We start from the raw sequence: 22,378 nt of genomic DNA, 5'->3' as shown, positions 1-22,378 counted from the left end.
AGATTCGCACAACGTATCCCAAGGCTTGAGCCTCAACCACCTACTTGAAGCGGAGAACATCATGGATCAGGCGAGCTTTACAGAAATTTGCCTTCATCAGCTTAAAATGTCGGGCGTTCATGAAGGCGAAAAAGTGATCGTTCTAACACAGGGAAATGAAAGAATCGACTACGCTGATGCATTCATGGCGGCAGGACAGAGAATTGGCGCTAAAATGTATCACATGCGCTTGCCCGCCCCACTACCTTCTGGAGGCTGGAATGTCGGCGTAAACAGCTTATCAAGCATGCCTGATGCAGTTGAGGCACTGAAACAGTGCGACATGCTGATAGACTGTATTTTTCTTCTTTTTTCACCAGAGCAAATGGCCATACAGGCAGCGGGGACGCGCATACTCACTGTCGTAGAGCCTCCGGAGCTTCTGGCCAGAATGCTACCCAACCAAGAGCTAAAGGAGAAGGTCGAGATTGCCGGCGAGCTTCTTTCTAAAGCAAAGGTGATGCGAATCACCTCGGCTCATGGCACGGATGTCACATACAAGCTAAACACTTATCCTACCGTCACAGAGTACGCCTGCACGGACGAGCCGGGACGATGGGATCATTGGCCGTCGGGGTTCGTTTTTACGGGCGGGGACGACGACGGCGTTGATGGTCAGATCGTCGTAGCTCCCGGTGATGTCCTGCTGCCACAAAACATCTATGTCCGCGAATCGATCACTTACACAATAGAAAAAGGATGGATTACAGATATTCGAGGAGGACTAGATGCCGACATCGTCAAATCATACATGAAAGATTTCAATGATGAACGTGGGTTTGGCATGAGCCACGTCGGCTGGGGGATGAACCGTGATGCCAAATGGCATAGAATGGTTCCAGGAGAGTTCCCAGGCGGCATGGGCATGGAACCCAGAAGCTTTTATGGGAATGTGATGTTCTCAACCGGCCCCAACAATGAGCTTGGCGGAACAAATGACACAGCCTGTCATCTTGACATTCCCATGAGAAATTGCTCTCTTTTTCTCGACGATAACCCCGTATTGATCAATGGCGACATTGTAAACAAGGACATTGCCATTCGAGAGAAATAGGAGATAAGCCCCAGGCTAACTTTAACCTGGGGCGTACTACTGATGTTTCTTGGATGAACCCTAACCGCTCAGGATTACAACCTATCCAGCCTTTGATTCAGCCACTCCCAGAGCGACGGCGAGTCCTCGCCGATAAAAACCAGCTGGCTCTCGCCTTTCATCCAGTGCTCCAGCTCCCGGCTGGTCAATCGCCCCGCCGCACGCTGCAGCGCCAGCACGCGACCGTCGTCCAGGCGAACGACGCCCTTGAAGCGCAGGATCTGTCTGGGCATGTCATGCAGCAGAGCACTTAGCGCATTCATGTCCACAGCCCCCTCGCGCTTCCAACTGAGCGTCTCGAGCCCCAGGGCTTCGATGCTGGTCGCCGGGGAAGGCCCCGAACGCACGCGGCGAAACATCGGCGTCTCGCTCGCTGCCGGCCAGAAGACGAATTCCGGCGGGAGGGCTGCCTGGGTGGTTCTCACGTGACGGGAGCCGGGCAGCAGGACGGCCTGCTCGAGCCGGGAAATGGTTGGCTCGTCCACCAGGTCGGTCTTGTTGATCACGACCAGATCGGCATTGTCGACCTGGGAGGCCACCAAGTGGCGCAGCGCCGGGCTCAGGTCGGCAGGATCTAGTGCCGCATCGACCAGGGAGATGACGGCCTCCAGCCGGGCCCTGGCCCGAATGCGTGGATAGTGCAGGACATTCACCACCCGCTCCGGATCCGACACGCCGCTGCATTCGATCAGCAGATGATCGAGCTGCCCTCCGCGTCGCTTGATCATCGATTCGATGGAAGCGGAGAGCTCGCCCTGCAGGCTGCAGCACACGCAGCCATTGCTCAGGGTAATCAGGTCGTCGCGACGCTCGTCGACCAGCGCCTCGTCGATATTGAGCGCGCCGAAGTCGTTGACCATGACCCCGAGCCGACGACCGTCGGCATGCTGCAGCAGGTGATTCACCAGGGTCGTCTTGCCGGCCCCCAGGAAGCCGGCCACCACAGTGACGCCGAGCTCAGCGGTCATGGCCTGCGTGCGCTCTTCAATCACGACGCAGGACGCCGGGCAGCACGCAGAGCATCTCGTACAGCAGCGTGGCCCCCATCAGGGCGGTGTTGCCGCTGGGATCGTAGGGCGGGGAGACTTCGACCAGGTCGCCACCGACGATGTTCAGCCCCGCCGCACCGCGCACGATCTCGAGGCCCTGGGCGGAGGTCAGCCCGCCCATCTCCACGGTGCCCGTACCCGGCGCCACGGACGGATCGAGGCCGTCGATATCGAAGGTGATGTAGACGGGGGTATCGCCCATCTGCGTGCGCACCTCCTCCATCAATGGCCCCAGCGAGCGATACCAGCACTCCTCGGCCGTGACGACACGAAAGCCCTGCTGCCGACACCAGTCGAAATCCTCGGCCGCATAGCCGGTGCCGCGCAGACCGATCTGCACCACCTTGCCCTGGGCCAGCAGCCCCTCCTCCTGGGCACGCCGGAATGGCGTACCGTGCGCCAGCGGCTCGCCGAACATGTGCTCGTTCACGTCGGCATGGGCATCGATGTGGATCAGGCCCACCGGCCCGTGCTTCTTCGCCATCGCGCGCAGTATCGGAAGGGTGATGAGATGATCGCCCCCCAGCGTGAGCGGTATGCAGGCGTGCTGCAGCACCCCGCTGTAGTAGCGCTCGATGATCTCGACCGTCTTGGGCAGGTGGAAGGTATTGATCGGCACGTCGCCGATGTCACCCACCTGCAGGCTGTCGAACGGTGCGGCCCGCGTGGCCATGTTGTAGGGCCGCAGCATGCGAGATTCGTCGCGAATCTGACGCGGACCCAGTCGAGTGCCGGGACGATTCGACGTGGCGATGTCCATCGGCACGCCGATGAACGCTACATCGAGCCCCTTGGCACTGTCATGAGCGGGCAAGCGCATCATGGTTGCGGGCCCGCCGAACCGGGGCATTTCGTTGCCGCCCAACGGTTGATTGAACGTCGCCATGTTACTTCTCCTCCCGGCTCACCTTGAGTTCGATCTCGACGAAGGCGAACTGACCTTCGCCCGCATTGATGACGTTGTGCTCGACCCCGGCCTGGCGGCGATAGGAAACGCCGGCCTTGACCTCGCTCTCGTGGTCGCCCTCGGGGGTCTGCAGGCGCATCACGCCATCCACCAGCGGTACCACGACGTAGTCATGGGGATGTCGGTGCCAGCCGGTTTCCGCACCGGGCGCAAAATCCCAGCGCGTCACGATGACCTTGTCATCCTCGAGCTGCCGTGTCGGTTCGGCCGGTAATGGTTGGTGGCTCATGAAACCTCCTAATCGAAGATGAGCTCGGGCAGCCACAGGGCGATCTGCGGAAACAGCACCAGCAGCACGATGCCGAGTACCTGCATGGCCAGGAACGGCACCACCGAACGATACAGGTCGCCGGTCGTGACCTCGGGAGGCGCCACCGAGCGCATGTAGAACAGGTTGTAGCCGAAGGGCGGTGTCAGATAGGCGCTCTGCATCGCCAGCACGAACAGCGTGGCGAACCAGATCGGGTCGAAGCCCAGCGCCTTGATGATCGGCACGTAGAGCGGCACGGTAATGAACAGGATGGCCGAGTCGTCCAGGAACATGCCCAGCACCAGATAGCTGAGCAGAATCACGCTGAGCACGAGGTAAGGACTCAGCTCGGCGGCCATGATCTGGCCCACGATCGCCTGGCCGGCCCCCAGCGCGATGTAGATCTTCGAGAAGATCACCGCACCGATCATGATCCACATCAGCATGCCCATGATGCGCGCGGTGCTGAACAGCGCACTGTTGAGCATGGTGACGTTGAGCTTGCCGTGGGCCAGGGCGCAGAGCATGGCACCGAAGGCGCCCAGGGCCGAGGCCTCGGTGGGCGAGGCGACGCCGGCGGCCATGGTGCCCAGCACCACGGCTATCAGCAGGCCGGGCAGGATCATGGCCTTCAGCGCAACCACCTTCTGCCAGAAGCCGATCCGCTCGGAAGCCTCGATGGGCGGCCCCAGCGTCGGGTTACGGTAACAGCGTATGCCGATGTAGAGCATGTAGATGGCGGCCAGCATCAGGCCGGGCATGACGCCCGCAGCGAACAGCTTGCCCACCGATTCGCGGGTCAGGAAGGCGTAGAGGATCATGACCAGCGAAGGCGGAATCAAGAAGCCCAGTGCGCCGCCCGCCATGATGGCGCCCGCCGAGAGCTGCTTGCTGTAGCCGCGCTTGAGCATGGCGGGCAGCGCGATCAGCCCCAGGCTCACGGTAGCGGCACCGGTGATGCCCACCATGGCGGCAATCAAGGCGCAGATCACCACGGTTCCCATGCCCAGCCCGCCGCGCACACCGCCCATGATCTTGTAGATCATCTGGAAGAGGTCGTCGGCAATACCCGATCGCTCCAGGATCATTCCCATCAGGATGAACAGCGGCAGGGCCACCAGAATGAACTCGTTCATCAGGCCGAAGATCGAGGGCATCATGATGCCGAGGCTGTCCGGCCCCCAGATCCAGTAGCCGAAGCCGACGCCCACTCCCATCAGGGTCCAGGCCAGCGGCACCCCGAAGAACATCAGGGTCAGCATGGCGCCGAACATCAGTAGCGTCAGCAAGATGGGGTCAATGCTTACCATGGGAATCTCCCCGGCTGTCGGTGTCCTGACCGATCGAGGAATCGGTCTCCAGGGGATGCCCCAGCAGGGTGCAGAGGTGGCGCAGGGTATTGGCCAGCATCTGCAGCATGATCAGCAGCACGGCCAACGGAATCATCACCTTTACCGGCCAGATGATCGGTGCCCAGGTGCTGCGGAAGGAGCGCTCCTGCATGGCCACCGACTGCATGGCGAAGTCGTAGGCGCTCTCCAGCAGCAGCGTCAGCAGGATCAGCGTGAGCACGCCGATGAGAAAGGAAACCAGCGCCTGCCCCTTCGTCGAGAGGCGCTGGTAGAAGATATCGATCCGCACATGGCCGTGCCATTTCTCGGTGTAGGCCCCGGCCAGGATGGCATAGACGCCATAGGTCAGGGTCGAGGCCTCATGCGCCCAGTTGGTGGGCGAACGCATCAATTGCCGCGCCGCCACCTCGTACACCAGTATGCAAACCAGGGCGAAGCCAAGCCAGGCAACGAACCGCCCGAGCCACTCGCTCAGGCGGTCCTGCCAGCGGATCCAGGCATGAAGCAGATGCATCGCTGGACTCCCGGTCACTCGAGGCGACCCTTGTCACGTGCCATGTCACGGATCATCTCGATGGCCTCGGCGGCACGCGGCGACTTCTCGGCCTCGGCATCCCACACTTCCTGAGCCGCCTCGGTCATTGCCACCACGTCGCTTTCGGGCAGGGTGGTAATCTCGAACAGGTGGGCCGCCTCCTCGTTCCACTCGACGAACTTCTGGTGACGGTAGTCGGCCCACTCGGCGGTGACGTCCATGAACGTCTCCTGGAGATCCTCCGGCATGCGATTCCAGACGTTCTGGTTGACCAGCACGTTGTCGACGAAGCCCGGGTAGAGCATGTTCATCTCGGTGTAGCTGGTCGCCACCTCATTGAGCTTGAGCACCGAGTAGTCGTAGGGGCCGCCATAGATCAGGCCGTCGATGGCGTTGGTGCTCAGCGCGATGTAGAACTCCTGCGGCGGGATGTAGACCGTGGGAATGTCGAAGTGGTTGAGTACCGCCGAGACGGACGGGGTCGCGCGAATCTTGAGCTCGCTCATGTCGGCCAGGGATTCGACCGGCTCCTTGGTGAGTAGATCGAACTTGCCGCCGAACACCGGCACGGTGTAATGCACGCCCTGCTCGGCATAGTTTTCGGCCAGCAGTTCGCCGAGACCACGCTCGTTCCACAGCTCCTTGGCTTCGTCGAGATCGGTCCAGGCCATGGGAATGCCCGACTCGAGTACCGCGGTATCCATCTGCCCACCCCAGTAGCCGCCGTAGCCGTAGATGGCCTGAAGGGTGCCGCTGCGCAGTGCCGAGTACATCTGGTCGTTGGGTACCAACTCGCCGCCACGGAAGATATTCAGCTTGATGCGGCCATCGCTGGCCTCAAGCAGCATGTCTTGAAGACGCTGGAAGATCTCGTCCTCTTCGGTGCCGGTATAGCGCTGCATGCGGATCTCGATGACATCGTCCTGGGCTAGCGCGGCGACCGGAAAGGCCAGGGCGCTTCCCGCCAGGGCCAGGCACGCCAGGCCGGCCTTGAGAGAAGTGCTAACGGGTCGATTGGTGAACTTGTTGTTATCCATGGTGTTCTCCTGCTGAGTGGGAAGCGTGAAGCCTACCGGGGTGCCTGGGAGCACTCTTTGGGTGCCGGAATCACCCAGTCGTTCTCACCACGTGGCGTGGTGATGTATTCGGGCCAGCGGAAATGAAGCGGCGGTTCGTAGTCACATAGCGGGGCCAGCCACTGGTCCCCGCCGATGCCGCCACCGGTACGCCGTTCGAACTCGGCCTGCGCCGCGCTCAGCGCCTCCGGCTGCTGGAACAGGTCGAGCAGGGTCAGCCCCACCGTTTTCGCCGCCGTCTCGATCATGGGGTCGATGCACGGCGCCAACCCGCCCAGGGCGTTCATCACCCAGTCCGGGTAGGCGCCGCCATCATTGCGGGGCGCTAGCGCCGGGCGGCCGATGTAGAGGCGCACGGTCGGCGCATGCCAGCTGTATTCGGTGTAGTCGTCGGAGGTGAAATGGGTCTGGTTGGGCGGGAGTATCTGGCGCAGTTCCCGCTCCGCGTCCTGCGGCTTGCGCAGGGTCTCGATATCGGCCAGGAAGGGCTTCTCCATCGGCGTCATGCCCAGGTTGGCCTGGATCTGGCGGGCCAGCTCGATCGCCTCGTCGCCCAACCGCGGCGCGCCGACCCGCTCGAGGTTGGCGTAGGTCAGCTCGGCCAGGGCATGGTTCGGCAGCCCGGGGCGCGACTTGGCGACCCAGTGGCGCTCGACCCGGCAGTGGGTCAGCTTGGCCACGGATTCGGCGATATGGTCGAGCCCCCTGACCACGTGTTCGGCCTGTTCCACCGACGAGACACGAATGAAGTACTGGATCTGCGACATCTGCGCCGCGAGGTTGTCGGCGGTCGCCTGGCCGGCATTCAGGATCGCCTCGTTCATCGACCAGTTCAGGCCGCTGGCCAGCACGTGCTCGCGCAGGGCCTTGGCGTTGGTATACATCTGGGTGACGGCGTCGTTGGCGCCGGGGGCGCGAGCGCTGGCATGCGAAGCCGCGATGGGCGAGTGGCTACCGCGGGTCATCCAGGTCTCGGGGCTGTCGCACAGGAAGGTATAGATGACCCCGTAGGCGGCACCGCAGTGGGTGTCCCAGCGCGTGGTATTGCACAGCGGCAGCATATAGAAAGGATGGAAGCTGATCGCCGCGTCCAGGTCATCGTAGTAGCCACGGGCCGCATGGATCGGCTTCGAACCGCGCACCTTCTCGGCCGGCTCGCCGAAGAACTTCAGCGTGCCACCGATGCCCTGCTCCTTCATCAGGGCCTGTATGGCCAGAAAGCCCCCCAGCGAGCCCATGCCCAGCGCGGAGTGCGGGTCGGTATGGCCGCCGGCCCAGGGGCTCAGGTTGTCGCGGGGACGTTTCACCACGTCGGCCGCCTGGCAATTGCCCGGCACCGCATCGTACTCGGCATAGCCGCCGAGCGTGGGGCCTTCGCCGTTGCGCCAGGTGGCGCAGAAGGCCGTGGGCATGCCGCCCGAGCCCTCTTCCACCTCGAAGCCATGCTCGCGCAGCAGGTCGACGTAGAAACGCGCCGAGCGGTATTCCCGCCAGGCGGTTTCGGCATAGTGCCAGATGGTCTGGTTCCACTCGGAAAGCTTGGGCATCAGCGCTTCGACGCGCCGGGTGAGAGCATCACGTTGAGTCTGCGTGGTCATTCAGGCTCCTCTCGGGAGTGTTGTTGCTTTGAAATCCACTATAGAGCAAACTCAACTCATCAAAAGTCAAAAATAATCATCTGATTGGTCAAAATGGCTCAACAAAAAGCGAACCATCTCCCCTCGCTACAGGCCTTGCGCGCTTTCGAGGCCCTGGCCAGGCTTGGCAGCCTGACCGATGCCGCCGACTATCTCAGCCTTACCCGCAGCGCCATCAGTCACCAGCTGCGACTGCTGGAAAGCCAGCTCAACCTCCGCCTTTACGAACGTCGCGGACGCGGCGTGATCCTGACCCCGGCGGGGCAGCTGTATGCCGGCGAGGTACGTGAGGTGCTTCAGAACCTCGAGCGCATTCATGCCAACCTGCCGGACCAGGAGTACAACGGCCACTTGCACGTATGCATGCCGCCGGGCTTCGCCGCCAGCGTCATCAGCCGCCATATCAACGATTTCTACCGTGCCTACCCCACCATTCGCCTTCATCTGAGCACCAACCGCGAAGACGAGACGATCAATCAGCCCAACTTCGATCTCTTCGTGGTCTTCAGCGACGGCGTGCATACCGACCACCATGCCGAGCTGCTGGCACAGCCGATGTACCACCCCGTGTGCAGCCCGACCCTGCTCAACGAGCTCGATATCACCCACCCTCGCGACCTGGATCGCGCCACCCTGCTGCACCTGCACGATGCCCACGACTGGCAGCTGTGGCTGGCTGGCTGCGGCGGCAAGCACCAGATCAAGGTGGAATCGGGGCTGTACTTCTCGAACATTCTGCTGGTACTGCAAGCGGCCCTGTCCGGCCAGGGAGTCGCCATCGGCGACGACGTGGTATGTGGCGACAGCCTGCGTCATGGCCAGCTGGTTCGCCCCTTCGGCGAGAAGATCCCCAGCGACCGGGCCTACTATCTGGTCACGCCGCATAGCCGGCTGGAGGACCCCAACGTGCAGGCCTTTAGCGATTGGCTGAAGAAGCTATTGGAGAGCTTGCTCGGCGCTTCAGCCGTGTCCAGTTGAGCGATTGAAGCGGCAAGAACGTTCACCTCAGGCGCAAGAAATTAACACCTCATGGCCTTTTTCTCTGGTTTATGGTGAATCTTGCACAACAATTAGAGGTGAATGCCATGTTCGATCCCTGGCGCTCCAGCCATGCGCCCGCCCCACGCCATGCCGATATCGTGCTGCAAGGGGGCAAGATCTATACGCTCGATCCCGCACGCCCCTGGGCCGAGGCGCTGGCCATGGCCGGCGGTCGGCTGTGCGCGGTGGGAGACGACAGCGCCATGCAGGAGTGGATCGGCCCCGATACCCGCGTGATCCCGCTGGGCGGTCGCTTCGTCATGCCCGGCCTGCACGACATGCATACCCACCCCGACCTGGGGCTGGCCGCCAAGTACGACGATGCGCTCAAGATCGGCATCGAGGACCCCACCCCCGAGCAGGTCAAGCAAGCCATTCTCGACTATGCCGCCAGCCACCCCGGCGACGGCTGGATCCACGGCGCCTACTTCGTACGCTACACCTTTCGTCAGGCCGGGCTGACGCCAGGCCGGGAATGGCTGGACAGCTTCATGCCCGACCGCCCCGTGGCCATCCTCGACCGCATGTGGGGCACCATGATGGCCAACAGCAAGGCGCTGGCCCTGGCCGGTATCGACCGCCACACTTCGGACCCGCGCAATGGCTACATGGAGCGCGACCCGCTGACCGGCGAGCCCACCGGCCTGATGATCGACGGCGCCTATGCCATGATCCACGCCGCCATGCCGCCTACGCCGGTAGAGGTGCTGCGCAAGGCCTATCAGGAGGGCATGCACTTCCAGACCAGCCGCGGCGTTACGGCGACCAAGTACGTGCACGTGTGCGAACAGCGGCTGGCCGCTCTCAAGCAGCTCGACGATGCCGGCAAGCTCAGCCTGCGGGTGGAGGCAGCCATCAGCTGGCAGGACGACATATTCCCGGTCAAGCGGCGCTGGGAGCTGCTCTGCGGCGAACGCCACTACTACGCCAGCAGCCGCCTGAACGCCAACGCCGTCAAGTTCCACTTCGACGGCACCGTGGAGCCGCGTTCGTCCTTCCTGCTCACGCCGTGGGAGAGCGGCGACGACTGGCGCGGCAAGATCAACCTGACCCCCGAACACCTGCGCGATATGCTGATAGACATGGACCGCCGCGGCATTCGGGTCATCGCCCACTGCACCGGCGACGGCGCCTCCGACCTGTTCCTGGATGCAGTGGCGGCCATCCGGCGCATCAACGGATCCAGCGGCGTGCGTCATCAGTGCGCCCACAGCACCATCCTGCACGACGCCAACCTCGCCCGCTTCGCCGAGCTGGACGTCATTGCCGAGTTCTCCCCGGCGGCCTGGTATCCCTCGCGCTTCACCTCGGGGGCCCGGGCCGGCTATGGGCCGGAGCGCCTGTCGCGCGCCTACAACCTGCGCGGCGTGCTGGATGCGGGCGGCGTGGCGGTCTTCGGCACCGATTTTCCGGTCGCCTCCATCGACCCTTGGTTGGCGCTGGAAACCCTGGTGACGCGCCAGAACCCCTGGGAACCGGGTGAGGAGCGCTTCGGCACGCCGATCGGCCTGGAGGAAGCGCTACGTGTCGCCACGCTCAACGGCGCCTACGCCATGGGCCTGGAACATGAAACCGGCTCGCTCGAAGTGAACAAGTCGGCCGATCTCATCGTGCTGGACCACAATCCATTCACGCGGGAGGTACGCGGCAACTTGCACCGCACCCAGGTCGAGCTGAGCTTCCTACAGGGCCAGCCAGTCTACGACCGCGACCGCACGCTGATCGATTTCGATCTGGAGGCCACCTGGCAGGGCCAACCTCCCACCCTGGCCTCGTGATACGCCACGACAATGCCGCTTTACGGAGTCATGACATGACCTGTGCTGAACTACTCATTCGCCTGCTGCGCGACCGCTACGGCGTCGATACGCTGTTCGGCATCCCCGGAGTGCATACCGTGGAGCTCTATCGCGGGCTCGAGGCGAGCGGTGTGCGCCATGTCACGCCGCGCCACGAGCAAGGCGCCGGCTTCATGGCCGACGGCTACGCCCGGGCGACGGGCCGGCCCGGCGTCTGCCTGATCATCACCGGGCCCGGCATGACCAACATCGCCACCGCCATGGGCCAGGCCCTGGCCGACTCGGTGCCCATGCTGGTGATCTCCAGCGTCAACCGCCGGGACACCCTGGGCCGCGGCCAGGGCCGGCTGCACGAACTGGAGAGCCAGCGTAACCTGGTGGCCGGCGTGGCACGCTTCAGCCATACCCTGCTCGATCCCGCCGGCCTGCCCGAAGTGCTGGCCCGGGCCTTCGCCGTCTTCCAGGGCCAGCGGCCGGGGCCGGTGCATGTCGAGATTCCTATCGACCTCTTCGACGCCCCCGTCAGCCCGCCGCGGGAGTGGAGCGCACCGACAATCTACCCAGCGGCACCCGACCCCGACGGACTGGCCCAGGCGGCGCAGTGGCTGCGTGACGCCCGGCGCCCGCTGGTACTGCTCGGCGGCGGCTGCGTCAAGGCACCCGCGGCGGCAAGGGAACTGGTCACCCGCCTGGACGCACCGACGGCGACCACCATCAACGCCAAGGGCCTGCTGGGCGATGCGCACCCGCTCGACCTGGGCGCCAACACAGGGCTGCCGGCCGTACGCAAGCTGGCCCGCGAGGCCGACGTGATCCTGGCCATTGGTACCGAGCTGGGCGAGACCGACTACGACGTGGTCTTCGACGACGGCTTCGCCCTCACCGGCCGGCTGATACGCATCGACCTGGACGCCCAGCAGCTGGTGCGCAACCAGGCGCTGTCGCTGGGCCTGGTCGGTGATGCGGCGCAGGCCATCACGGGACTGCTCGCGCATTTCCCCATCCCGCTGGACAAGCAGGGTTTCGCCCGCGCCAGCTCCACCCGCGAGGCGCTGAATCTTGCCCAGGACACCACCCTCGCTCCCTTCGTGCCGCTGTGCGAGACGCTGCGCGCGGTACTGCCGGAGGCCATTTGGGTAGGCGACTCCACGGCGCCGGTCTATGCCGCCAACCATCTGCTGGCACTGCCGGCCCCCCGCCACTTCTTCAACGCCTCCACCGGCTACGGCACGCTGGGGTACGGCCTGCCGGCAGCGCTGGGCGCCCAGCTCGGCCAGCCGCAGCTGCCGGTGATTGCGCTGGTCGGTGACGGCGGTGTGATGTTCACCCTCTCGGAGCTGGCCACCGCCGTCGAATACCGCCTGCCGGTGGTGATCCTGCTGTGGCACAACCAAGGCTACGAGGAGATTCGGCGCTACATGGACGCTCACGGCGTCGAGCGCCTGGGCGTCGACATCCAGGCACCCGACTTCATCACGCTCGCCGGCGGGTTCGGCTGCCTCGCCACCCGGGTCGACTCGCCCCCCGAGCTGGCCAAGGCACTCGAGAGCCGCCCCTCCGACGGGCCTTTACTCATCGAGGTCGATGCCAATGCCTGGATGGCCTGGTGCGGGGACAACGCAACCGCGGCCAAGGAGCCCGTATGACCCACCTGGAACACCAGTTCATCGACAACCGATGGGTCGCCTCGGCAAGCGAACGCCGCCTGGCCGTGACCAACCCCTACACGGAAGAGCTCATCGCCGAGGTGACGGCCGGCCACCCGCGCGACGTGGATGCCGCCGTGGACGCGGCCAAGCGCGCCCTCCCCGCCTGGCAGTCGCTCAGTGGTGCCGAACGCGGCCGGTATCTCGAGGCGTTCGCCGAGGCGCTGACGCGCCGGCGGGATGAGCTGGCACGTGTGTCGTCGACCAATAACGGCAAGGTGCTGGCGGAAGCGTTCATCGACCTGGACGACGCCATCGCCTGCTATCGCTACTACGCCCGGCAGGCACGCGCTCTGGACGCCCGCCAGGGCGAGCCGGTGCGACTCGACATGGAAGGCGTCGAGGCGCGCTGCTATCACGACCCCGTCGGCGTCGTCGGGCTCATCACGCCGTGGAACTTCCCGCTGGTGACCAGCGCCTGGAAAGTCGCCCCGGCACTCGCCGCGGGCTGCACCGTGGTGCTCAAGCCCTCGGAGGTGACGCCGCTGCCCGAACGGGCCATCGCCGAGATCGCCCTCGAGATAGAACTGCCGGCGGGCGTTCTCAACCTGCTCTTCGGCGACGGCCAGGGTATCGGCATCCCGCTGTGCGCCCACCCCGATATCGACAAGATCTCCTTTACCGGCAGCAACCGGGTGGGCGAAGCGGTGATGCACGCCGCGGCCGACCGCACCGCTAGGGTATCGCTGGAACTCGGCGGGAAATCCCCCGTGCTGGTCATGGAGGACGCCGACCCCGAGCAGGCCGCGGACTGGGTGATGGCGGGCATCTACTACAACGCGGGGCAGATCTGCTCGGCGACGTCGCGGCTGCTGGTCCATCAGGACGTGGCGGAGCCGCTCTATGCAGCCTTGGCAAAACGCATCGACGCCCTCGAACTGGGCGACCCGCTGGCCGAGGGCAGCAACATGGGCCCGCTGACCAGCGCACGACAGCGCGACGCGGTGCAGGCCTACCTCGCCATCGCCGAGCGTGAAGGGCTGCTGGCGGTACGCGATGCACGCCACCGCACCCTGCCCGACCGCGGCTTCTTCCTGGCACCCACGCTCTACCGCGACGTACCCTCGACCAGCCGACTATGGCGAGAGGAGATATTCGGCCCGGTACTCTGCGCCCGTAGCGTGGCCGACGAAGCTGAGGCCATCACCCTCGCCAACGACACCGACTTCGGCCTCGCCGCCACCGTGATCAGCGGGGATCCAGAGCGGGCCCGACGTATCGGCCGCCAGCTCAAGGCCGGCAGCATCTGGTACAACAGCGAACAGCTGGTGCTACCCCAGACCGGCTGGGGCGGCTTCAAGCGCAGCGGGATCGGTCGGGAACTGGGCCCATGGGGCCTGGCGGCATTTCTGGAGGTGAAGCACATGGTAGGGCCCGCTGGCGAGGCTTGAACGCATTCGGTCGAGGGGCCGAGCCTTCGTCCAGCGCGCTTCGAACCAACCGCTGATAGGCCTCACCAGTGCATGCACGGGATATCGGCAAGTGCGCCTGATCTTAGTAATCGGAGGAAAAGAAGTCCTTGGGTGTGGCGCCCAATTGTTCTTGGAAGGCAGCAATAAAGGCCGACATGCTCTCATACCCACTACCCAGAGCGGCATCGGTGACTCTCTCGCCCCGCTCCAGTGCCGGTATGGAGGCAAGCACACGGCACCGCTGCCGCCACTGGCGAAACGTCAAGCCGGTTTGATGCAGGAACCAGCGGCTCAGCGTGCGTCCCGATACCCCGAGCCGGCAAGCGTGGTCCTCGATTGACGAGCGGTCCGCTGGTTTCTCCTGCAGCTGGCGACAGATATCCCCAAGCCGAGGATCTTCGGGCCAAGGCAGCATCAAGCCGGCTTGTTCGGCGACAGCAAGCCGATCCAACAAGACCCCGACCAGTCGCCCATCGGCTCCCGCGTCATCGTAGCGTACAGGTAGCTCACTGAATGCCTGAATCAACTCCCGCAGCAATGGACTGACCACGATCACCTCGCACTCGGGGCGTGGCCTAAGCATGGCCGCAGGCTCGATATAGAGGCTGCGCATGAGGGTACCGGGCGAACAGGTAACGGCATGCCGCATGCCCGCCGGCACCCACACTGCCCGCCCGGGTGGCGCCAGGAAATGGCCTGTCTCGGTTTCGACGCGCTGCGTGCCACGCAGCGCGTGGGACAGCTGCGCCCAAGGATGGTCGTGGGGCTCCACAATGGCCCGGTTCGGCAAGGAGTGCGTACTGCCATAAAGGGGGCGGGGCAATTCGACCAGTTCCGCAAGGCGGCTGGGTTCTTCTGGCGCTACCACGGCAGCCGGCGTGTCCGTTTGGCGATGCTTCACGTCTTTTTTCCGAAATACTCACATTACGCATTACCTTATAATAATTTGGAAAATATTTTCATGGAGTTGTTTTGGTGATGCTGCAACGTCTGAGACTCGTGTTCGATGACTTCACGCTGATACTCTTGCTCGTGGTAGTAACCGCCACGCTGATGCCGGCACACGGAGCGGGGGTTGCGTTCTTCGAAAAACTGACCGCCCTGGCCATTGCCTTGCTGTTCTTCATGCATGGCGCCAAGCTTTCACGCCACGCCATTATCGCCGGTGTCGTGCACTGGCGATTACACCTACTGGTTTTTCTCTTCACCTTTGTCGCCTTCCCCCTCATCGGCTGGGCAACAATACCGGTGCTGGAACCGCTGCTGGGCGAAGCCCTGACACGCGGTCTTGTCTACCTGTGCGTGCTGCCCGGCACGGTGCAGTCGGCGATTGCCTTCACTTCCCTGGCCCGCGGAAACGTGCCGGCAGCCATCTGCAGCGCCTCCGCCTCCAGTTTGATCGGCATTCTGCTAACTCCACTGCTGATGGTGTGGATACTCGATACCCAGGGTGTAGGGGAGCGCTTTTCAGCAGCGGAAGCGGCACTCAAGATCAGCGCACAACTGCTATTACCCTTCGTGGCAGGCCATCTATCTCGCCCATGGCTCGGCGCGTGGGTCGACCGGCATCGCACCTGGTTGGGAAGAGTCGACCAGAGTTCGATCTTGCTGATCGTTTATACCGCTTTCAGTGCTTCAGTCGTGGACGGGCTGTGGCGCATGGTGTCACTGTCAGCGCTGGTAACCTTGAGCGTGGTTTGCTGCCTGCTCCTGGCCCTGGTGCTCAGTAGCACCACCTGGCTAGCTCGATCACTGGGCTTCCCCCGCGAAGACGAAATCACCATCGTGTTCTGCGCCTCCAAGAAGAGCATGGCCACGGGAGTCCCCCTGGCACAGATCCTGTTTTCAGGAAGCGCCTTGGGCCCCGCCCTGCTACCACTCATGATCTTTCACCAAATCCAACTGATGGTGTGTGCCGTTCTTGCCTCTAGGTATGCGCGTCAAAGTCAGGCTAGCGGCATTCCTGTCAGCTAGGCTGGGTGGGCGAAATCAAACCACCACCACAGGGACAGGAGATCGGGTGTAGGAATTTTTGAAAGAGGGTGGTGGGCCCAGCTGGACTCGAATAAACCACATTAACCGGCTGAAGCTAGCCCAGGTGCTCGGTCAGCATGCTTGCATTGTGCCGCTCGCTCTTCTGGGTGCAGAGCTTCTTGGTAGGGATAACGTCGGCCAGGTAACGCTTGAGCGCTGCTTCAAGCGTCATGTGCTCCGAGGCGCTGCGCTGTTCTCATGAACTTATACCTTAGTCCAGTGTAATTGTGCCCCGAAGTCGCGTCGGCGAGCGGCAAAGCTGCGCCAGAACAAGATCTTGCTCCATAGAGGGGCCTATGTCACTTCGCGAAGCGCACCTTCACCGCGCTCCAAGGCTTCACAAATCATTTTGAAGATTGTATAAAATATAAAAATCAAGGTGACTGCCTCTGACCGCGGCCACCGAGACGAGATCAACGACAACAGGTGCCCTATGAAACGCGTGCATGTGATCGACAGCCATACCGGAGGCGAGCCGACAAGGCTGGTGATGGATGGCTTTCCCGCACTGCCAGGAACCACCATGGCGGAAAAGCGTGATGTCTTGCGTTACCACCACGACAAGTGGCGTCGTGCCTGCATGCTCGAGCCACGCGGCCATGACGTGCTGGTCGGCGCGCTGTATTGCGAACCGCAATCCCCGGATGCGAGCTGTGGTGTCATTTTCTTCAATAACACGGGCTATCTGGGCATGTGCGGGCACGGCACCATTGGGCTGGTCGCCTCCTTGCACCATCTCGGCAAGCTGTCACCCGGATCGCACCAGATCGACACGCCAGTAGGGCCGGTCGGCGCCACCTTGCATGACGACGGCGCCGTGACAGTTCGCAACGTGCTTTCCTGGCGTTATCGCAAGGACGTCATCGTCGATGTCCCAGGGTTCGGCCCGGTTCAGGGCGACATCGCTTGGGGCGGCAACTGGTTCTTTCTCGTCAGTGATCACGACCAGTCTCTGACGCTGGACAATGTCGAGGCACTGACCGCATTCACCTGGGCCATTCGCCAGGCGCTCGAGGCGCAATCCATCACCGGCGAAAACCGTAGCCCGATCGATCACATCGAGTTGTTCACCAGCGATGCCGCGGTGGATAGCCGCAATTTCGTGCTCTGCCCCGGGAAGGCCTACGACCGCTCTCCCTGCGGCACCGGCACCAGTGCCAAGCTCGCCTGCCTCGCCGCCGACGGCAAGCTGGCTCCCGGACAGCCGTGGACGCAGGCCAGCATCACCGGCAGTCGATTCGAGGGGCACTACGAGTGGGAAGGCGACGCCATTCGCCCCTACATCAAAGGGCGCGCCCACCTGAGCGCCGAGGCCACTTTACTTATCGACGAGCAGGATGACTTTGCTTGGGGCATCAACGCCTCATGAATCGATACCACCGGCCTCACACCAAGGGTAGCCGGTATCTTCCAGCGCCCTCCGGTAACGGGTAGTAGGGTCGCTATTCACCGTGCGATGACGTGACAAACCAATAAGGATCCCAACATGAGGAACAACATTTTCACTGGCTGCATCCCTGCCCTGATGACGCCTTGCAATGCCGACCGTCAGCCCGATTTCGATGCCCTGGTGGCAAAAGGCCAGGAGCTCATCGATATCGGCATGAGCGGCGTGGTCTACTGCGGCTCCATGGGCGACTGGCCACTGCTGACTGAAGCCCAGCGCCAGGAAGGCGTTGCACGGCTGGTCGAAGCCGGCATACCGACGATCGTCGGCACCGGGGCGGTCAATTCCAGAGAGGCGGTCTCTCACGCCGTTCATGCCGCCAAGGTTGGCGCCCACGGTCTGATGGTCATTCCTCGCGTGTTGTCCCGCGGCACTTCCGTGGCCGCTCAGAAGGCCCACTTCTCGGCCATTCTCGAGGCCGCTCCCAACCTGCCGGCAGTGATCTACAACAGCCCCTACTACGGCTTTGCGACTCGCGCCGACCTGTTCTTCGAGCTGCGTGCCCAGCACCCGAACCTGATCGGCTTCAAGGAATTCGGTGGTGCGGATGACTTACGCTATGCCGCCGAGAACATCACCTCCCAGGACGAAACGATCACGTTAATGGTCGGTGTCGACACCACGGTCTTCCATGGCTTCGTCAACTGTGGCGCAACTGGCGCCATCACCGGTATCGGCAACGCGCTGCCGCGGGAGGTGCTGCACCTGGTGGCATTGAGCAAGAAAGCCGCTCAGGGCGACGTCAAGGCGCGCCGCCAGGCGCTCGAGCTGGAGAAGGCGCTGCACGTGCTCTCATCCTTCGACGAGGGAGCGGATCTGGTCCTCTATTACAAGCACCTGATGGTGCTCAATGGAGACGAGGAGTACGCCCTGCACTTCAATGAAAGTGACGCACTCAGCGAGGCACAGCGCCGCTATGTGGAAACGCAATACCAGTTATTCCGCACTTGGTACCGCAACTGGCTGACCACGCTCGAGGCGGCATAACGCCCCTCTCACTGTCGTTCACCGTCCACTCGAGCCCCTGATAACACTTGCGTGCCGACTCGAGTTCCGACACGCGCGGCCGAGCCATCCCGCTCGGCCGACCACTTCTCGACAGGAAACGTTGTATGGTTCGCATGACGCTGGAAGCCGCAACCGAGTTGAGCGAAGCGGTGCTCCGCCGGCAGGGCTTCAGTCAGGAGCAGACTCGCGCCCTGACCCATACCGTGATCGCCGGGCAACGCGATGAGTGCCACTCTCATGGCCTCTATCGCCTGCTGAACTGTGTTTCGACCCTGGCTGCCGGCAAGGTGAATGTCCATGCCAGGCCGGAAGTACATGACCAGGCCCCCGGTATTGTTCGCGTCGACGCCAAGGGCGGTTTCTCACAGTTGGCTTTCGAAGCCGGGCTGCCCGAGTTAACACGCAAGGCGCGCCAACAGGGTATCGCCGCGCTGGCCATAAATCACTGCGTTCACTTCTCTGCCCTGTGGGTCGAAATCGAAGCCATCACTCAATGCGGCCTGGTGGCGCTGGCCTGCAACCCCAGCCACGCCTGGGTGGCCCCCGCCGGCGGCACTAAGCCCCTCTTCGGCACCAACCCGATTGCCTTCGGCTGGCCGCGACCCGATGGCCAGCCACCGTTCATCTTCGACTTTGCGACCAGCGCCATTGCGCGTGGCGATATCGAGTTGCATCGACGTGAAGGTAAACCCGTTCCTCATGGATGGGGGATTGATCGCCATGGGCAACCGACCCAGGACGCCGCCGCGGTGCTCGAGGGCGCGATGCTCACCTTCGGCGGCCATAAAGGATCTGCCCTGGCGGCCATGATCGAGCTGATTGCCGGCCCGCTGATCGGGGACTTGACCAGTGCAGAATCCCTGGCCCACGACGAGGGCAAGGGCGCCTCGCCTTATCATGGAGAGCTGATTTTGGCACTGGACCCGAGACGCTTTCTGGGCGACAGCGCCACCGAGCACCTGCAGCGTGCCGAGGCGCTGTTCACCGCCATGACCGCCCAGGGCGCCAGGCTGCCGTCGCAGCGTCGCTATGAAGCGCGCGAGCGAAGCCTCACGCAGGGAGTGGAGATTCCCGACAGCCTCTACCTGGAGTTGCAGCAGCTGGCCTGACCAGCGACGCCGACAGATTCACCCGCAAGCGCACATCCCATTCGATGTCCCGCTTATCAAGGAGACGACCATGACACTGGAAGGCAAGATGCTGATCGGCCAACAGGCCGTGGCAGGAACACAAGATCCCATCCATGCCATCAACCCGACCACCAACGCACGTCTCGATCCAGCCTACCCCGGCGGTAGCCGCAAAGACGTTGAACGCGCCTGTTCACTGGCCTGGGAAGCCTTCGATGAGTACCGCGAAACCACGCTGGAGAAACGTGCGCGCTTTCTCGAGACGATCGCCGATGAGATCGAAGCCATCGGTGACACCCTGATCGAACGCGCCGTAGCCGAGACCGGCTTGCCGCAGGCGCGCATTCAGGGCGAGCGTGGGCGCACCTGCAACCAGTTGCGCCTGTTCGCACGCACGGTGCGCGCTGGCGAATGGCTGGACGTGCGCATTGACCCGGCCCTCCCGGAACGCCAGCCACTCCCGCGCGCCGATCTGCGCCAGCGCCATGTGGCTCTCGGTCCGGTCGCCGTGTTTGGCGCCAGCAACTTCCCGCTGGCCTTCTCGGTGGCAGGCGGAGATACCGCCTCTGCTCTTGCCGCCGGTTGCCCGGTAATCGTCAAGGCCCACTCGGCACATCCCGGTACCAGCGAGCTGGTCGGTAAAGCCGTTCAGGCGGCGGTAGCGAAAAGCGGATTGCCGCAGGGTGTCTTCTCGCTGATCTTCGGCGCAGGCCGTGAAGTCGGCCACGCCCTGGTGACCGACGCCAGAATCAAGGCCGCCGGCTTTACCGGTTCCCGTAGCGGCGGCCTGGCCCTGTGGCAGGCGGCACAATCGCGTCCGGAGCCCATCCCCTTCTATGCCGAGATGAGCTCCATCAATCCGGTGTTCCTGCTTCCCGCGGCGCTAAAGGCTCGCGGCAAGGCCATGGGCGAGGCTTTCACCAATTCATTGACCATGGGGGCAGGCCAGTTCTGTACCAACCCTGGCCTGGTGATCGCTCTCAAGGGACCAGAGCTCGATACCTTCATTGCTGCGGCGAAGGAAGCCGTGGAGGCCAGTTCTGCACAAACCATGCTGACGCCCGGCATCTTCGACGCCTATGCAGGTGGCGTCAGCGCCCTGGCCGACAGCGGCCAGGCTCGCGAGATTGCACGCGGACAGCCGGGCGACGCCCCCAATCAGTGTCAGGCGGGCCTGTTCGCTACCGCAGCCCGGGATTTCATGGCCAGCGAGGCGCTGCAGGCCGAGGTATTCGGTTCGACCTCGCTGATCGTGGAGTGCAACGATGCCGACGAACTGCGGCAGGTCGCCGAACACCTTGAGGGACAGCTGACGGCAACTCTGCAGATGGAAGCCGACGATCTCGACGCCGCGCGTGTCCTGCTGCCGATCCTGGAGCGCAAGGCCGGCCGGATTCTTGTCAATGGGTGGCCCACCGGCGTTGAGGTCTGCGACAGCATGGTGCACGGCGGCCCCTTCCCGGCCACGTCGGACCCTCGCACGACGTCCGTCGGCACGGCGGCAATCTTCCGTTTCCTGCGCCCCGTCTGCTATCAGGACCTGCCGGAGGCGCTGCTGCCGGAGGCCCTGCGAGCCAACAACCCGCTGTCGCTCAGACGCCTGGTCGACGGCCAACGCGAAGAGCCGTAAGCCCTGTTGCCCGAGCTGCTGCCTGGCAGCGGCTCGGGTACGGCTCGCTGCCTCGCGGTTATTCGAACTTTGCTCCCTTTCTCATCCCTGCCTTCACTCCCCTCCCTTGGGCGGACTGCTTCACAGCGTTGGCCCGATCTCCATGGCATGTGCCTGGCAGTGCCATAACCTGCTCTCCTGTCTGGGAAAATAATGTCGGATTTGGCAAATGGACATTTATTGCAGGTTGTATACAATGTGCAGTGTAACAGCTGAGGGGCACGGCCATGGCGACATACAAGACACGCGCACAGTTCGTTGCCGACGACTTGCGTCAGAGAATTCTGGGTGGTGAGTTCCAAGGCGGCACCCAACTGCGCCAGGATGCCCTGGCCAAGGATTATGAGGTCAGCCGCATTCCCGTACGTGAAGCCCTACTGACCCTCGAGTCGGAGGGTCTGGTGGAGTTTCACGCGCACCGCGGCGCCTTTACCACAGAGCTTTCCGTCAGCAAGATCCGCGAGCTGTTCGAGCTGCGCGTACTGCTCGAGACTCACATTCTCCGGCGAGCCATAGACAACTTGACCGAGGCCGACCTGGACAAGGCCGAGAGCATTCTCATCAAGTATGATGAAGCGCTGAATTCCGGAGGTGAGATCGGCAACTGGAGTGAATACAACTTTGCCTTTCACGAGGCGCTGTATGCGCCCGCCAAGCTACCGGAAACCATGGCGCTCATCAGCCAGCTGAACACCAAGTCTGACCGCTATATCCGCATGCAGCTGCTGTATACCCAGGAAATCGAGAAAGCCGAGAAGGAGCACCACGGTCTTCTCGACTTTGCTCGCCAAGGCGATGCTGACCAGGCCTGTGCGCTGTTGGAGACACACATTCAGGAAGCCTGCGAAGGTATCGTCGCCGTGCTGGAAAATCGGGCCAAGGCCATGATGCAACAAGCCTGACGTCGAATGCCCCTCTCACCTCACTATTTGCATGCCCGAGACAGACGCCTTGCCAGCCGTTTCGGCTGTGCCTCCCCCTTCTTGTTCAGTATTTCAGTCCTGTTCATTACGTAGAGAGCCTTAGACGGCGCTCTTCATAGCTGCACTATCGCCGTTCTCCCTCCTCGCCTTCCCATCGTTACCCCCGTATGAGCCGCATGTGGCGGATCGCGTGGCAAACGTAGACTTTAGT

Annotated in this window: 19 protein-coding genes; 11 read left to right on the top strand and 8 right to left on the bottom strand. The window is 63.1% G+C overall.

Features of this window, described 5'->3' with window-relative positions:
• The first annotated feature begins 61 nt into the window (after positions 1-61).
• Positions 62-1,093, top strand: coding sequence for a 2,5-dihydroxypyridine 5,6-dioxygenase NicX family protein (locus tag KPL81_RS07725; RefSeq protein WP_219791309.1), 1,032 nt, complete (start codon positions 62-64; stop codon positions 1,091-1,093).
• 74 nt (positions 1,094-1,167) lie between these two features.
• On the opposite strand, the gene KPL81_RS07720 is transcribed toward KPL81_RS07725, so the two are convergent.
• Genes KPL81_RS07720 through KPL81_RS07690 form a run of 7 tightly spaced genes read right to left on the bottom strand, consistent with a single transcriptional unit; the run spans position 1,168 to position 7,959 of the window.
• Positions 1,168-2,100: a CobW family GTP-binding protein gene (locus tag KPL81_RS07720; protein WP_219791308.1), complete on the bottom strand. Its 933-nt coding sequence runs from the start codon at positions 2,098-2,100 to the stop codon at positions 1,168-1,170.
• Positions 2,101-2,116: 16 nt separating this feature from the next.
• Positions 2,117-3,067 (bottom strand): agmatinase, encoded by a 951-nt coding sequence (speB, locus tag KPL81_RS07715; RefSeq protein WP_219791307.1) that lies wholly within the window; start codon positions 3,065-3,067, stop codon positions 2,117-2,119.
• A gap of 1 nt (position 3,068) precedes the next feature.
• Entirely contained in the window at positions 3,069-3,377 is a 309-nt protein-coding gene (locus tag KPL81_RS07710) for a cupin domain-containing protein (protein WP_219791306.1), read from the bottom strand.
• Positions 3,378-3,385: 8 nt separating this feature from the next.
• Positions 3,386-4,708, bottom strand: coding sequence for a TRAP transporter large permease (locus KPL81_RS07705; protein ID WP_240549096.1), 1,323 nt, complete (start codon positions 4,706-4,708; stop codon positions 3,386-3,388).
• Positions 4,695-5,264: a TRAP transporter small permease subunit gene (locus tag KPL81_RS07700; RefSeq protein ID WP_219791305.1), complete on the bottom strand. Its 570-nt coding sequence runs from the start codon at positions 5,262-5,264 to the stop codon at positions 4,695-4,697. Before KPL81_RS07700 ends, KPL81_RS07705 begins: the two co-directional genes overlap by 14 nt.
• A gap of 14 nt (positions 5,265-5,278) precedes the next feature.
• On the bottom strand, positions 5,279-6,322 hold the full coding sequence (gene dctP, locus KPL81_RS07695) for a TRAP transporter substrate-binding protein DctP (protein ID WP_219791304.1): 1,044 nt from the start codon (positions 6,320-6,322) through the stop codon (positions 5,279-5,281).
• Positions 6,323-6,354: 32 nt separating this feature from the next.
• Positions 6,355-7,959: a zinc-binding metallopeptidase family protein gene (locus KPL81_RS07690; protein ID WP_219791303.1), complete on the bottom strand. Its 1,605-nt coding sequence runs from the start codon at positions 7,957-7,959 to the stop codon at positions 6,355-6,357.
• 93 nt (positions 7,960-8,052) lie between these two features.
• Between KPL81_RS07690 and KPL81_RS07685 the strand changes: the two genes are divergently transcribed.
• From KPL81_RS07685 to KPL81_RS07670, 4 genes are all read left to right on the top strand, one after another.
• Positions 8,053-8,976: a LysR substrate-binding domain-containing protein gene (locus KPL81_RS07685; RefSeq protein WP_219791302.1), complete on the top strand. Its 924-nt coding sequence runs from the start codon at positions 8,053-8,055 to the stop codon at positions 8,974-8,976.
• Between the two features lie 107 nt (positions 8,977-9,083).
• Complete coding sequence (locus tag KPL81_RS07680; RefSeq protein WP_219791301.1) at positions 9,084-10,817, top strand: amidohydrolase; 1,734 nt, start codon at positions 9,084-9,086, stop codon at positions 10,815-10,817.
• A gap of 35 nt (positions 10,818-10,852) precedes the next feature.
• Positions 10,853-12,484: a 5-guanidino-2-oxopentanoate decarboxylase gene (locus tag KPL81_RS07675; protein ID WP_219791300.1), complete on the top strand. Its 1,632-nt coding sequence runs from the start codon at positions 10,853-10,855 to the stop codon at positions 12,482-12,484.
• Positions 12,481-13,935, top strand: a complete 1,455-nt coding sequence (locus KPL81_RS07670; RefSeq protein WP_219791299.1) for an aldehyde dehydrogenase family protein — start codon at positions 12,481-12,483, stop codon at positions 13,933-13,935. The genes KPL81_RS07675 and KPL81_RS07670 overlap by 4 nt, the downstream gene beginning before the upstream one ends.
• 103 nt (positions 13,936-14,038) lie before the next feature.
• Here KPL81_RS07670 and KPL81_RS07665 read toward each other — a convergent pair whose 3' ends face one another.
• Positions 14,039-14,857, bottom strand: coding sequence for a helix-turn-helix domain-containing protein (locus KPL81_RS07665; RefSeq protein WP_219791298.1), 819 nt, complete (start codon positions 14,855-14,857; stop codon positions 14,039-14,041).
• 77 nt (positions 14,858-14,934) lie between these two features.
• Here KPL81_RS07665 and KPL81_RS07660 point away from each other — a divergent pair, with 77 nt between their 5' ends.
• The 6 genes from KPL81_RS07660 to KPL81_RS07630 all read left to right on the top strand — a co-directional run bounded on the left by KPL81_RS07660 (position 14,935) and on the right by KPL81_RS07630 (position 22,146).
• Positions 14,935-15,930 carry a bile acid:sodium symporter family protein gene (locus tag KPL81_RS07660; protein ID WP_219791297.1) on the top strand — a complete coding sequence of 332 codons (996 nt, stop codon included), beginning with the start codon at positions 14,935-14,937 and terminating at the stop codon, positions 15,928-15,930.
• A 493-nt stretch (positions 15,931-16,423) separates the two neighbouring features.
• A complete protein-coding gene (locus KPL81_RS07650; RefSeq protein WP_219791296.1) occupies positions 16,424-17,359 on the top strand; it encodes a 4-hydroxyproline epimerase in 936 nt (311 codons plus the stop codon).
• A gap of 117 nt (positions 17,360-17,476) precedes the next feature.
• Positions 17,477-18,424, top strand: a complete 948-nt coding sequence (locus KPL81_RS07645; protein WP_219791295.1) for a dihydrodipicolinate synthase family protein — start codon at positions 17,477-17,479, stop codon at positions 18,422-18,424.
• Positions 18,425-18,549: 125 nt separating this feature from the next.
• Positions 18,550-19,554 carry an Ldh family oxidoreductase gene (locus KPL81_RS07640; RefSeq protein ID WP_219791294.1) on the top strand — a complete coding sequence of 335 codons (1,005 nt, stop codon included), beginning with the start codon at positions 18,550-18,552 and terminating at the stop codon, positions 19,552-19,554.
• 70 nt (positions 19,555-19,624) lie between these two features.
• Positions 19,625-21,205, top strand: a complete 1,581-nt coding sequence (locus KPL81_RS07635; protein WP_219791293.1) for an aldehyde dehydrogenase (NADP(+)) — start codon at positions 19,625-19,627, stop codon at positions 21,203-21,205.
• 266 nt (positions 21,206-21,471) lie between these two features.
• Complete coding sequence (locus tag KPL81_RS07630) at positions 21,472-22,146, top strand: GntR family transcriptional regulator (RefSeq protein ID WP_219791292.1); 675 nt, start codon at positions 21,472-21,474, stop codon at positions 22,144-22,146.
• Positions 22,147-22,378: the final 232 nt, after the last annotated feature.

Source organism: Billgrantia antri, assembly GCF_019430905.1.
Lineage (GTDB): Bacteria > Pseudomonadota > Gammaproteobacteria > Pseudomonadales > Halomonadaceae > Halomonas > Halomonas antri.
Note: the sequence above shows the minus strand (reverse complement) of the source record. Positions and strands in the feature narration are given on the sequence as shown.